Genomic DNA, 11,838 nt, shown 5'->3' with positions numbered 1-11,838 from the left:
GACCTTTTGCTTACGCGGCGCAGTCTAGATCAATTGTTTTTGAGGGTAAAGAGGAGACGCATGGTCAGAGGTTCGGAACCCGCCGGGCGCGGGGGGATGACCCCTTCCCGGATGACTCCGGTCAGGACGGCGTTGTCCACTTCGGCCTTCCCGGATGACTTGGAGACGGACATCTGCTCGATCCCGCCGGTTTCGTTGACGCGGAGGGTCAGCTCCACGCTGTATTCCCCGTGGACGCCCTGTGGGATCTGGATGTAGGGCTTGGCCCGGAACATGATTTCTTCAGCGTAGCTGCGTTCCTTGGGCGCGGCAGCCTGTTCTTGGGGCGCAGTCCCTTTGATGGCGCCCGGATCCGTCATGAACGTCAGATAGACTTCGGTGATGGCCCCGTACGGCGGCGTGGGGAGCGTCCCCGCGCGCACGACGGCTTGGCAGGCGGATTCGTCGAGTGCGGTATTGCCCGACTTGCGGCTGGCCTCGCAGTACAGCGGGCGTCCGTCGCTGCCGATGCGCAGGGAGATGGTGACCATGCCGGAAGCGCCCGCCGGAGCCTGCCAAGCGGGCAGCACCTTGACGAGGACATCCCCGGCGTACCCGCCCGCGGTGTCCGCCCCGGCAATGAGGGGGATGCCCGTCGGTTCCGCCATGCCCGGCAGGGTGGAGCACAGTATGAATCCAAACGCAGCCAGCAGGCGCAGCATTGATTGAGGCATCGTTCGCTCCGAAATTTTCTTGCGTGTTGAAGTGTATACGTCCCTTTTATAGGACGCTTCGCCAAAAGGCCAGCCCCCTAGAGGCGGGGAAGGCCGGGGGAGGGCGCTTTTTATAAAAAGCGCCCTCCCCCGGACCCCCACCCGCAAAAATTTCGACTGGTGGGGTGGCCGCGCGTAGGGAGTTCGTTCCGATGGAAGAAAAAGGCTGTGTTATAGAAAATGGTTGATGCTTTTTTCTTGAAGCTCCAAAGGGATAACCGGCAAAATGCCTTGGCCTTGGAGCCCGCCAAGGGGAAAACCGGATAAAAAGGCTATATTTTTCACAGTACTGTGGAGATGAAACAACCACATACTCTAACAGAGCCTTAGAAAATCATTGAGAAAGCGAATATCTCCCGCTCCGGTGGGGAGAGGGACGCTTTTCATCACCCCCCAAAAAAGCGGGGATGGATGGCTCGGCAGGGCCGAAAGCCTTGGGGAAGAGGGGGCTTCTGGAGAAAAGGAAACGGCTGTGCCATAGGAAGCGGTTGATGGTTTATTTCTTGGAATTCCAAAGGAATAACCCAAAATGCCCCAATCATGGAGCCCTTCGGCGGAAAAATTGGAGAAAAAGTCAGTTTTCACCATATGGTGGAGATAAAACAACCCAATGCTATGACAGGGCCAAGGGAAATCGCCCCCGTATGACGAAAGCCTTGGGGGAGGGCGCGGGGCGTTCTGGCAGCGTTAAGGGGCGAGGAAAGCTTCCTTGAGAAGGCTTTCCCCGCCCCTTTTACTACCTTTCCCCAAGGCGTGTTATCTTCTGCCCATCATTTCCTGCGTATTGAAGGTGAGGAGGAGTTCCTGCTGATCGGGCGTGGGCGGTGCGGGGAGCACCTTCGTCCTGATGACCGCGTTGACTGCCGAGGCGTCGACTTCGGCCCTGCCGGAGCTGCGGGCGACGGTACAACTGAGGACTTTGCCGCTCGGATCAAGCTTTACATTGACCTGCACGGAAAGGTTCACGCGGGAGTAGGTCGGCATGCTCCAGTTCGGCCGCACCGCAAGGATGACCTGCCCCATATACACGTCGTAAATGCCGCCTCCTCCGGGGCCGTCGCCTTCGCCGCCGCCACCGCCTCCGGCACCCCCGGCGCTCTTCTTGAAGTCGGCGAGGGCGCCCGCAACGGACGACTTGCCGCCTTTTTCCTTGGAGCCCTGCGATGTTCCGGCCTTCTTCTTGGCGTCGTTCAGCGCGTCGGCAAGGGCCTTGCTCGGATCTACGCCGTCCTTTTTCTTGTCGGATTCCTTGGCTGGCTTAGCCTTGTCGTTCGCCTTCTTGGCTTTCTCCGAAGCTTCTTTCTTGTCCTTCTTGCCGTCGTCCTTAGGCTTTTCCTTCGGTTTTTCCTTGGGCTCTTCTTCCTCGTCCTTGGGCTTCTTGGGTTGCTTTTTCTGCGCCAGCGCGACCTCGTCCGGCTTGGGTTCGGGTTTCGGTTTGGGCTTGGGCTGCGATTCCTTCTTGGGCTCGGCCTTGGGCTGTGCCGTGTCCTCGCGGGCTACGGGGACGGCGCTGGCCGCCTGTTCCGCCGGGGCGGGCTGAGGTGCGGCCTTGGTCGGCATGGGCTTGCCCTGCGGCCCGAGCACGGGCGAAGCCATCCGGTTGCCGCCCGGAGCGCCCATGTTCACGCTGATCTGCATCATGGGCTGATCAAGCTTCATGGGCGGGGAACTCGGCCACAAGAAAATCAGCAGCGCCAGAGCGAGGTGCAGGAGGATGGAAAAGAAATAACTGCCAAACATTGGTGGGTCTGCCTTTTTCCCCGGCTGAGGAAGCCGGGGCCCTTCTATCCGTTGTACGCGACCGGCGGAAGGCCGGGGCTTTACTTCTTGCCCTTCTTTGCCGGAACGGCGGGCGCATCTTCCCGCAGGGCCACCACGCCGAGCTTGTCGACCCCGGCTTCACGGATGCGGCCCATCACGTCCACGACAAGGCCGTAGGCCACGTCCTTGTCGGCTTGGAGAAACAGCTGCTTGTTCTGCTGCTTGACGAGCAGATCGATTTTATCCTGAAGCTCATCCAGCCCCACCTCGTACGAATCGAGGAAAATGACGCCGTCCTTGCGGATCGTCAGGATCATGTTGTCCGATTCGGTGGGCAGGGTTTCGACGGCCCGCGTCTGGGGCAGGTCGACGTCAAGCCCTTCCGTCATCATCGGCGCCGTGACCATGAAGATGATGAGCAGGACCAGCATGACGTCGACGAACGGCGTCACGTTGATTTCCGACACGAATCCTTTCTTGCCGCCGACAGAAGCTCCCATGAGGCACCTCTACTCGGCCTGTCCGCTTCTGGACACGGGGCGGTGGGCGTTCAGCTCGCGCTGGACGCGGTTGAGGAACATGCCGGCGAAGTTGACGAGGCGGGTTTCGAGCACGCCGAGGCTTCCGTGGAACGTGTTGTAGCCGATGGTCGCCGGGATGGCCACGAGAAGGCCCATAGCCGTGGCGATGAGGGCTTCGGAGATGCCGGGCGCGACGGTGGCGAGGGAGGCTGATTTCATGGCGCCGATGGCGTGGAAGGTGTTCATGATGCCCCAGACGGTGCCGAACAGCCCAATGAACGGCGCCGTGTTCGCGGAGGTCGCCAGGAAGGACAGGGAGCTTGTGAGGCGGGTCATTTCCATGTCCACGCCCTGCCGGAGCGCGCGGCGCACGTTGTCGACCACGACGTCTTCGGAGTTCCCGGCCTCTTTCGAGCGGTTGAATTCGGTCACGCCCTCATGGGCGACGGTATACAGCGGGGAGTCGGGATCGCCGCCGAGGGACTGCACGGCCTCGCGCAGGTCACGGGCATGGTTGAAACGGTCCATGCCGTCGGCGGCCTTTTTGAGCGCCGCCCGGATGTTCATCCATTTACGGAACATCAAGGCCCAACTGAATACGCTCATGAAGAGCAGGGCCACGAGGACCGCCTTGGCTACCAGCGTGGCTTGGGCAAGAAGGGAAAGAATGCTCAAATCCATAACGTCACACCTTGGTACGTCTGTATTTTTGGGAAAAAACGCCGTAACGGCGTTGCCGCTCCGGGCATGCCCCGCCGGGCTCCTGCCATAACAAAAGTCCCGACAGCGCCGGAGCGCTATCGGAAAAACGCTTGCTCACTCGCCCGGTAATAAGCGTCTCTGCCTATGGATGCAACGGGAAAATGGAACCTTTCCCCGCCTGCGTCCGCAAACGGGCTTTGACGGAACAATGCGGGCCGTTTGACAGTTTTATTCATTCCGCCGATAATATGCAATCCAAAAACTTGACATTTTTTAAACATAACAGTAATTGTTCTCAAAGAGGTATGAATATGTCACAGCCACAGACTCGTATGACTAGGCAACGTATGGTTATTCTTGAGGAATTGAGAAAGGTCAAGACTCACCCCACGGCTGACGAGCTGTATGCGATGGTTCGTACCCGCATGCCGCGCATCAGCCTTGGGACTGTCTACCGTAACCTCGATTTTCTGACGGAATCCAAAGAAATACTCAAACTGGAGTCGGCCGGCTCCATCCGCCGTTTCGACGGCGATACCCGCCCTCATCAGCATGTGCGCTGCCGGGTTTGCGGCAAAATCGGGGATGTCATTCCTCCCGTGCCGACGCCTTCCGTTGAAGGCGTTTCCGTCGAGGGCTTCACGATCACGGAAGCCCGCGTTGAATACGAAGGCATTTGCGAAGAATGCGCCCGCAAGGCGTCCTAAGCTTATGGGGGAGCCCCGCCGGGTTATAGTGGGGTTCCCTCATGCGCTTTTTAGCGTTATCGTAGAATGTATTGAGTGGGCGCAGCGGATGCGCTCAAGCGGTTTAAAGGGGCTTATCCCCCTTCATTTCTTACCAAAAGGAGAGATTCTATGAAATCTTTGAAGGGTACGCAGACCGAAAGGAATATCCTCGCCGCCTTTGCCGGTGAATCTCAGGCCCGCAACCGCTATGATTATTTTGCCGGTGCTGCCAAAAAAGACGGCTTTGTGCAGATCGCCGACATCTTCACCGAAACCGCGCTTCAGGAAAAAGAACATGCCAAGCGCCTGTTCAAGTTCCTTGAAGGCGGCGACGTGGAAATCACCGCGGCCTTCCCCGCCGGCATCATCACGGGCACGGAAGCCAACCTGTACGCCGCCGCTGCCGGTGAGCATCATGAATACACCGAAATGTATCCCTCTTTTGCGAAAATCGCCGACTCCGAAGGTTTCTCCGAAGTCGCCAGCGTGATGCGCAATATCGCCATTGCGGAGCAGTACCATGAAGAGCGTTTCCTTGCGTTCGCCAAGAACATCAAGGAAGGCCGCGTGTTCGTGCGCGAAACCCCTGTCGTGTGGCGCTGCCGCAACTGCGGCTGTCTTGTGACCGGCACGCACGCCCCGGCCCTGTGCCCCGCCTGTGCGCACCCCACCGCTCACTTTGAAGTGCTCCACAACCCGTGGTAAGCCGGTAAAGGGGGTACGTCATGGCTGATCCGAAAGATATGTATCGGTGCCCGGTGAGCAACTGCGGCTACGTGTACGATCCCGACCGGGGCGACAAGCGCCGCAAGATCCCCGCAGGCACTCGTTTTGAAGACCTTCCCGAAGACTGGACCTGTCCCGTCTGCGGGGCATCCAAGAAGAACTTCAAGCCTCTGAGCGAGGCTTAATTCCGTGGGGCGGGGAGGAGCCTGCCTTTAGGCCCTTCCTTTCCGCCCCTTCCCCCAACTTTTCCGCTCCGTAAGGCGGGAAAGTATTCCCGTTGAAAAAGCCCGGACAACATCCGGGCTTTTTTCGTCCCTTGTGCGGGCGGGGGACACGGGATAGGGTGCCGTTGCGGAAGAGGCATTGAGGTTTTTCCCGTATGGGATTGGAGTCTGGCCGAAAGGAGGCGCCTTATGAAGCGGATCGCGGTATGGAATACGGCTTTTTTGGGGGATGCGGTGCTGACGCTGCCGCTGATCCAGACGCTGGCGGATGCGTTTCCCGGTGCGGAGGTTGATTTTTACGTGCGTCGGGGGTTTGCGTCCCTGTTCGAGGCCCACCCGTCCATTCATGCCGTCTATGAGTACGACAAGCGCCGCATTTCCGGGAACAACCGCCTGTCCGCGCTGCTCAAGACCGGGCGTGCCCTCGGCGGGCGGCGTTATGACGTCTGGATCGGTGCGCATTCAAGCCCCCGTTCCGCGTTGCTGGCCCGTTTGAGCGGCGCGCCGCTGCGCGTGGGATACGCCGGGGGGCCCGTCGCGGCGCTCTGCTACAACCGCCGCGTATCCCGCCGCTTTTCCGAGCTGCACGAGATCGAGCGGCTTCTTGAGCTGCTGAAGCCCATCTTGCCGCCCGAAGCCCCGCGTCGGCACTGGCCTGAGTTGGCCCTTCCCCCGGAGGCGCTGGAGAAGGCCGCCGCCTTCCGCGAGTCGCTCCGGCAAGGCGATCATGCTCCCGTCCTGCTTGGGCTGCACCCCGGTTCGGTCTGGGGCACGAAACGCTGGCTGCCGTCCGGCTTTGCGGAAATCGCCCGCCGTGCCGCCGCCAAGGGTGTCCATGTGCTTGTCTTCGCCGGATCCGGCGAGGAAGGCGTGGCCCGTGACGTGATCGCCCTTTCGGAGCTCAAGGACAACCCGCTTCTGCACGATTTGTCCTGCGCCCTGACGCTGCCCGAACTGGCCGCCTATCTGCGTATGCTGAACTGTTACGTTTCCAACGATTCCGGCCCGATGCATCTTGCATGGGTGCAGCGTACCCCGGTTACGGCATTGTTTGGGCCGACGGTGCGTGGGCTCGGCTTTTTCCCGCGCGGCGATTCCGCCAAGGTCTTTGAGGTTGCCCTTGAGTGCCGTCCCTGCGGCCTGCACGGGCCGCATCACTGCCCGAAGAAGCATCACCGTTGCATGGTCGACATCGACGTTGAAGCCGTGTGGCGCGATGTGGCGGGAAAGCTGGGGATATAGAGGAAAATTGGGGAGGGGGAGGAGAAACTTTCTAGAGAAAGTTTCTCCTCCCCCTCCCCAAACCCCACCCCCTCCTCTTCAAAGACTTTTGACTTTATCGAATCCCTGTCGTCAGTTTTCGGTAATCCAGAAGGCTGTGTCATAGGAAACGGTTGATGCTTGATTTTTTGACGTTCCACAGGAATGGTCAATAAAATGCCTCAATCGTGGAGGCCATCAGCGGAAAAATTGGGAAGAGCTCTGTATTTTTAGCATGCTGTGGAGATAAAACAGCCTTATATTATGACAGGGCCATCCAAAAAAGACGCCCCGGCAGAAAACGTTCGGGCGTTTTTTATTACGGAAGGGTTTTAAGAATACTCGGTTGCTCCATACTAGTTAGATGGTGATATTTTCTTTTTTGGAGTTCCAAAGAGCGAATCAACAAAATGCCTTAATTTGGAGTTCTCCAAAGGGATAATGATATAACAATGTGGTATTATTAGCGTGTTCTGAATACAGAAGGCTCTGTTTATAGTTTGTGGTTGTTTCATCTCCACAGTGCGGTGGAAATGCAGCCTTTTTCTCCAGCTTCCCCTTGGCGGGATCCACGGATAAGGCATTTTGCCGGTAATCCCTTTGGAGCTTCAAGGAAAAAGCATCAACCATTTTTTCGGACACAGCCATACAGAATAACCATATTCTATGATGGAGCCTTTCGGCAGTCCAAGAAACATATTCCGGTAAAAGATGTTCGGGGAGTACTGGCTCTGTCATAGTATGCGGTTGTTTTATTTTATAATATGTTGAAAAATACAGATGTTTTCTCCAGTTTTTCCCGTCTATGGATTCTATGCTTAGGTCATTTTATGGATCATTCCTTTGGAATTTTAAGAAGGCTCTTATAGTATGTGGTTGTTTCATCTATACAGTGCAGTGGAAAATACAGTCTTTTTTCCCGTTTTCCCCTTGGCGGGATCCACGGATAAGGCATTTTCCCGGTTATCCCTTTGGCGCTTCAAGGAAAAAAGTATTAACCATTTTTATAACACAGCCTTTAAGAAAGAGTCAGCCATTTTCTATGACGCAGCCTTTTTATTATGGAAGGGTTTCGGGAATATTTGGTGACGCCACAGTAAATGTTTGTTGTTTCCTTTCTTGAAGTTTTAGAGAGAACCGACAAAATGCCTTAGATTGTGTCGTTATTTTACATGCAACTATTTGAAATTATTAAAAGTAATCTTTTACAACTTAAAAATAATTAAAAAATTTCAATATATTATATCTAATTGACGACACGGCCTAGTCTGGGGCCCGCCAGCGGAAAAGCTGGAAAAAGGCTGCATTTACACCATACACTGTGAAACATCGCGCCCTATGCAGAACCAGCTCAATCCCTTCTGAGGCGTATTCTTGCATCGGGACGAACTCCTTTCGCGTTGCCCTCCCCCGATTTTCTCCCTCCCTTCTCTCTCTTTACCCCTTATAATCATTGATTCACGGCCCCCTCACGATACGTTGGAGAGGCGGAGCCCCCGGCGCACTCTCCCGCCGGGGCGACGCTGGCCTTCCCCGCTGTCGGATATTTGGGGGGAGGGAATGGGGGAGGCGCCCTTCCTGCGGGGGGCTCCTCCCCCGAATACGTCTGTAACCGAAACAAGAGGTTTCCTATGGAACTTACCCGACGGGACTTCGTGCGTATTTGCACCGGGACGGTGGCGGGAATCGGGGTTTCCGGCATGTTTCACCCGTTCGTGCGGGATGTGCTTGCGGAAACGCTGACCGGACAGCGCCCTCCGGTGTTCTGGGTCGAAGGGCAGGGGTGTACGGGCTGCACCGTGTCCCTGCTCAACAACGCCCACCCCGGCATCGCCAAGGTACTGCTGGAAATCATCGCCATGCATTTCCACCCCACGATCATGGCCGCCGAAGGACAGCTCGCCTTTCAGAGCATGCTGGACAAATCAAACGAGTTCAACAGCCGGTACGTGCTTATCGTCGAAGGCTCCATCCCCTTGAAGGCGAATGGGAAATACTGCGTCGTGGGGGAAGTGGACCACCATGAATATACCGTAGCTGAAACCACGGACATTCTGGCCCGGAGCGCGGCGGCCGTCGTTGCCGCCGGGACGTGTTCGTCCTACGGCGGGGTTCCGGCGGCGCGCGGGCAGCAGACGGAAGCGGTGAGCGTAAGCCGATTTTTGAAGATGCGGGGCATCCCCACCCCGGTAATCAATGTTCCGGGCTGCCCTCCGCACCCCGACTGGATGGTCGGGACGCTGGCCCTCCTGCTCGACGCCATGAAGCGCAAGGGCACGGAAGGCGGCGTGTTGGAGATCATGCGCGGGCTTGACGACGTTGGGCGGCCCAAGGTGTTTTATCCGAACACGCATCTGAGCTGTCCGTATTTGGGGTCTTTTGAGGACGGTGTGTTCTCCCCGTCCATGACGGACAAGAAGGGTTGCCGGTTCGAGCTCGGCTGCCGGGGGCCGTGGAGCGGCTGCGACTCCGCCACGCGGAAGTGGAACGGCGGGGTCAACTGGTGCATCGCCAACGCCACCTGCGTGGGCTGCACATCGCCCAATTTTCCCGACGGCATGTCCCCCTTCTATGAAAACTGATCGCCCGGAGGCAGCATGAGCAAGACCGTTATCGCCATCGATCCCGTTACCCGGCTTGAAGGGCATCTCAAGGTCGAGGTGCAGGTGGAGGACGGCAAAGTCGCCGACGCGTGGATCACCGGCGGCATGTTCCGGGGGTTCGAGGCCATCCTGCGCGGGCGGAACCCCCGCGACGCCTCCCAGATCGTACAGCGCATCTGCGGCGTGTGCCCTGTGGCGCACGCTACGGCGTCGTCCCTTGCGATTGAGGCCGTGTGCGGCGTCGAGGTGCCCGAAAACGGGCGCATCGCCCGGAACCTGATGCTGGCGGGCAACTATCTCCAGTCCAACATCCTGCATTTTTACCATCTCGGTGGGCAGGACTATTTCCACGGGCCGGATACCGTGCCGTTCATCCCGCGCTACCGGAATCCCGATTTGCGGCTTTCCGAAGAGCAGAACACGCTGGCGATGGACGAATACATCGAGGCGCTGGAAGTCCGGCAGGTCTGCCACCAGCTTGTGGCGCTGTTCGGCGGGCGTATGCCGCACTTGCAGGGCATCCTCGGCGGCGGCGCGGCGCAGATCCCCGACCGCGGGACGATTCTCGAATACGCGGCGCGCATGAAGCAGGTACGGAAGTTCGTGGAAAGCCGCTACCTGCCGCTGGTCTACACCATCGCCTCACGCTACATGGATATGTTCGGGATGGCGCACGGCTACAAGAACGCCCTGTGCGTGGGCGTTTTTCCGTTGGCGAAGAAGGGCGAGCAGTTTTTCAATGCCGGGGCCTACATCAACGGGCGTGACGAGCCGTTCGACGGGAACCGCATCCTTGAGGATGTGCGTTATTCATGGTTCGAGCCCGCGTCTTCCGGCACGCCGCTCCAGAAATCGGAATCCAATCCGCAGGTGGGCAAGGAGGGCGCGTACAGCTTCATCAAGGCCCCCTTGTATGCCGGGCATCGGGTCGAAGTCGGCCCTCTGGCGCGCATGTGGATCAACGACAAGCCGCTTTCGCCCATTGGTCAGCGGTTCTTTGCCGATATGTTCGGCATCCGTGCGGAGACGTTCCGCGAGATTGGGGAGAACCCCGCTTTTTCGATCATGGGGCGCAACGTGGCGCGCGTCGAGGAGGTGTATCAGCTCCTCGGCATGATTGAGTATTGGCTGCATGAGCTGGAGCCGAGCGCGCAGACTTTCGCCTTGCCGGAAGTCCCGCAGGCCGGGGAGGGCATCGGCTTTACCGAAGCGCCGCGCGGTGCGCTGTGCCACTACATGCGCGTGAAGAACGGCGTGATCGACGACTACGCGGTGGTCGCCGCCTCCATGTGGAACTGTTCGCCGCGGGACGACGCCGGGAAGCGCGGGGCCGTTGAGGAGGCGCTTATCGGCGTTCCCGTTCCCGATGTTGGCAGCCCCGTCAACATCGGGCGAGTGATCCGCGCCTACGACCCGTGACTTGGCTGCGCCGTGCACGTGCTGCACGCCAAGGCTGAGTAGAAAAAATTTGGAGGGGGCGAGGGGGCCTTTCTCCAGAAAGGCCCCCTCCAAGCCTCCCCCACTCCCCCCAAAGACTTTTGACTGGTGGGGAGGTTATGCGGCGGGAGTCCGTTCCGGCGGGAAGCCGGGATTTTTTTGAAGCACACGGGTGAGCTTTGGCTCTGTCACAACATTTGGCAGACGGATACAAGTTGAGATCAGTTGATTTTATTGTTTTTTGGAGGCTCTGTTAAAGTTTGTGGTTGTTTCATCTCCACAGTTCAGTGAAAATACAGTTTTTTTCTCCGGTTTTCCCCTTGGCGGGCTCCACGGATAAGGCATTTTCTGGTTAATCCTTTGGAACTTCAAGAAAAAAAGCATCGACCATTTTTTATGGCACAGCCTTTGGGAATTAAGGCTTGCCGGGTCTGTTATGCCTTCTTGCCGGTATCCTGCGGTCGCCCGGCGGAAAAAAGCAAGATGCCAGTTGGTGATATTACCATATGTTGATATGTATTTTATCTTTTACGCAAATACGTTTTTGAGCCGGTACAGATGCGTTTTCCGCAGGATAGCCCAAGGCGATGTAGCAGGGCATGACATAGTTTTCAGGATGCCCGACAATCTTTTTGATGTGTTCGGATTCCTCCGCCATAGGAATACGGGTTACGCCCAATATCCCTTCGGAAGCGGCGGCGATGAGTATGTTTTCAATGCAGCACCAGATTGAGGCAAAGTCATTGAGGGAACTCAGCGAGCGTGGTTGGAGCAGCGGTTCCCGCACCCTGAAAAAGGGAAGTATCAGGCATCCGGCATTATAGAGCATTGAGAACTGTCTGGGCATGGCCTCATGATACATATTGCGCTGAACCTCATCCGTCATGCCGAAGCCGTCGAGCATTTTTTCGCACTCGTCCCGGCTGGTCATGTTCTTTACCCGGAGGAGGTTGGCCCTCTCTTCTTTGCCGTTTACGATGACGAACTCCCATTGGCGCAGATGGTTGTTGGTCGGGGCTTTCAAGCCTGCGTCGATGATCCGCTCAAGGGCGTCCGTTCCAACTTGCCTGCCGTTGAAGTCACGGATGGTTCTCCGGGCCCTGATTGCTTCATATACGTCCATT

General features: G+C 57.7%; 11 protein-coding genes. 6 read left to right on the top strand and 5 right to left on the bottom strand.

Going from position 1 to position 11,838, the window contains the following annotated elements; translation table 11 throughout:
* Nucleotides 1-29: 29 nt before the first annotated feature.
* The 4 genes from AC6I1V_RS08620 to tolQ all read right to left on the bottom strand — a co-directional run bounded on the left by AC6I1V_RS08620 (nt 30) and on the right by tolQ (nt 3,715).
* On the bottom strand, nt 30-713 hold the full coding sequence (locus AC6I1V_RS08620) for a TonB family protein (protein ID WP_486850588.1): 684 nt from the start codon (nt 711-713) through the stop codon (nt 30-32).
* A gap of 795 nt (nt 714-1,508) precedes the next feature.
* Nucleotides 1,509-2,492, bottom strand: a complete 984-nt coding sequence (gene tolA, locus AC6I1V_RS08615; protein WP_302552914.1) for a cell envelope integrity protein TolA — start codon at nt 2,490-2,492, stop codon at nt 1,509-1,511.
* A gap of 80 nt (nt 2,493-2,572) precedes the next feature.
* Entirely contained in the window at nt 2,573-3,013 is a 441-nt protein-coding gene (locus AC6I1V_RS08610; protein WP_302552913.1) for an ExbD/TolR family protein, read from the bottom strand.
* A 9-nt stretch (nt 3,014-3,022) separates the two neighbouring features.
* Nucleotides 3,023-3,715 (bottom strand): protein TolQ, encoded by a 693-nt coding sequence (gene tolQ, locus AC6I1V_RS08605; protein ID WP_302552912.1) that lies wholly within the window; start codon nt 3,713-3,715, stop codon nt 3,023-3,025.
* A gap of 332 nt (nt 3,716-4,047) precedes the next feature.
* Here tolQ and AC6I1V_RS08600 point away from each other — a divergent pair, with 332 nt between their 5' ends.
* The 6 genes from AC6I1V_RS08600 (at nt 4,048) to hysA (ending at nt 10,696) form a co-directional block, all read left to right on the top strand.
* On the top strand, nt 4,048-4,443 hold the full coding sequence (locus AC6I1V_RS08600; RefSeq protein ID WP_009380424.1) for a Fur family transcriptional regulator: 396 nt from the start codon (nt 4,048-4,050) through the stop codon (nt 4,441-4,443).
* A 150-nt stretch (nt 4,444-4,593) separates the two neighbouring features.
* Nucleotides 4,594-5,169 (top strand): rubrerythrin, encoded by a 576-nt coding sequence (gene rbr, locus AC6I1V_RS08595; protein ID WP_302552911.1) that lies wholly within the window; start codon nt 4,594-4,596, stop codon nt 5,167-5,169.
* 20 nt (nt 5,170-5,189) lie between these two features.
* Nucleotides 5,190-5,375, top strand: coding sequence for a rubredoxin (locus AC6I1V_RS08590; RefSeq protein ID WP_005028320.1), 186 nt, complete (start codon nt 5,190-5,192; stop codon nt 5,373-5,375).
* Between the two features lie 228 nt (nt 5,376-5,603).
* Nucleotides 5,604-6,656 (top strand): glycosyltransferase family 9 protein, encoded by a 1,053-nt coding sequence (locus tag AC6I1V_RS08585; RefSeq protein WP_486854190.1) that lies wholly within the window; start codon nt 5,604-5,606, stop codon nt 6,654-6,656.
* A 1,649-nt stretch (nt 6,657-8,305) separates the two neighbouring features.
* A complete protein-coding gene (gene hysB / locus AC6I1V_RS08580; protein ID WP_486854497.1) occupies nt 8,306-9,256 on the top strand; it encodes a NiFeSe hydrogenase small subunit in 951 nt (316 codons plus the stop codon).
* A 15-nt stretch (nt 9,257-9,271) separates the two neighbouring features.
* On the top strand, nt 9,272-10,696 hold the full coding sequence (hysA, locus tag AC6I1V_RS08575; protein WP_486854498.1) for a NiFeSe hydrogenase large subunit HysA: 1,425 nt from the start codon (nt 9,272-9,274) through the stop codon (nt 10,694-10,696).
* A 517-nt stretch (nt 10,697-11,213) separates the two neighbouring features.
* Here the strand turns inward: hysA and AC6I1V_RS08570 are convergent.
* The gene (locus AC6I1V_RS08570) at nt 11,214-11,837 is read right to left on the bottom strand and encodes a nitroreductase family protein (protein ID WP_486854499.1); all 624 of its coding nucleotides are present in this window, start codon (nt 11,835-11,837) and stop codon (nt 11,214-11,216) included.
* Nucleotide 11,838: the final 1 nt, after the last annotated feature.

The organism is Bilophila sp. T19-St14 (genome assembly GCF_059728385.1).
This window is presented reverse-complemented; position numbering and strand designations above follow the sequence as displayed.

Coding starts and splice junctions, on each gene's coding strand:
- hysA (WP_486854498.1), top strand. CDS start 9,272: ATGAGCAAGACCGTTATCGCCATCGATCCCGTTACCCGGCTTGAAGGG.
- AC6I1V_RS08610 (WP_302552913.1), bottom strand. CDS start 3,013: ATGGGAGCTTCTGTCGGCGGCAAGAAAGGATTCGTGTCGGAAATCAAC.
- AC6I1V_RS08620 (WP_486850588.1), bottom strand. CDS start 713: ATGCCTCAATCAATGCTGCGCCTGCTGGCTGCGTTTGGATTCATACTG.
- AC6I1V_RS08590 (WP_005028320.1), top strand. CDS start 5,190: ATGGCTGATCCGAAAGATATGTATCGGTGCCCGGTGAGCAACTGCGGC.
- tolA (WP_302552914.1), bottom strand. CDS start 2,492: ATGTTTGGCAGTTATTTCTTTTCCATCCTCCTGCACCTCGCTCTGGCG.
- tolQ (WP_302552912.1), bottom strand. CDS start 3,715: ATGGATTTGAGCATTCTTTCCCTTCTTGCCCAAGCCACGCTGGTAGCC.
- AC6I1V_RS08600 (WP_009380424.1), top strand. CDS start 4,048: ATGTCACAGCCACAGACTCGTATGACTAGGCAACGTATGGTTATTCTT.
- rbr (WP_302552911.1), top strand. CDS start 4,594: ATGAAATCTTTGAAGGGTACGCAGACCGAAAGGAATATCCTCGCCGCC.
- AC6I1V_RS08585 (WP_486854190.1), top strand. CDS start 5,604: ATGAAGCGGATCGCGGTATGGAATACGGCTTTTTTGGGGGATGCGGTG.
- hysB (WP_486854497.1), top strand. CDS start 8,306: ATGGAACTTACCCGACGGGACTTCGTGCGTATTTGCACCGGGACGGTG.
- AC6I1V_RS08570 (WP_486854499.1), bottom strand. CDS start 11,837: ATGGACGTATATGAAGCAATCAGGGCCCGGAGAACCATCCGTGACTTC.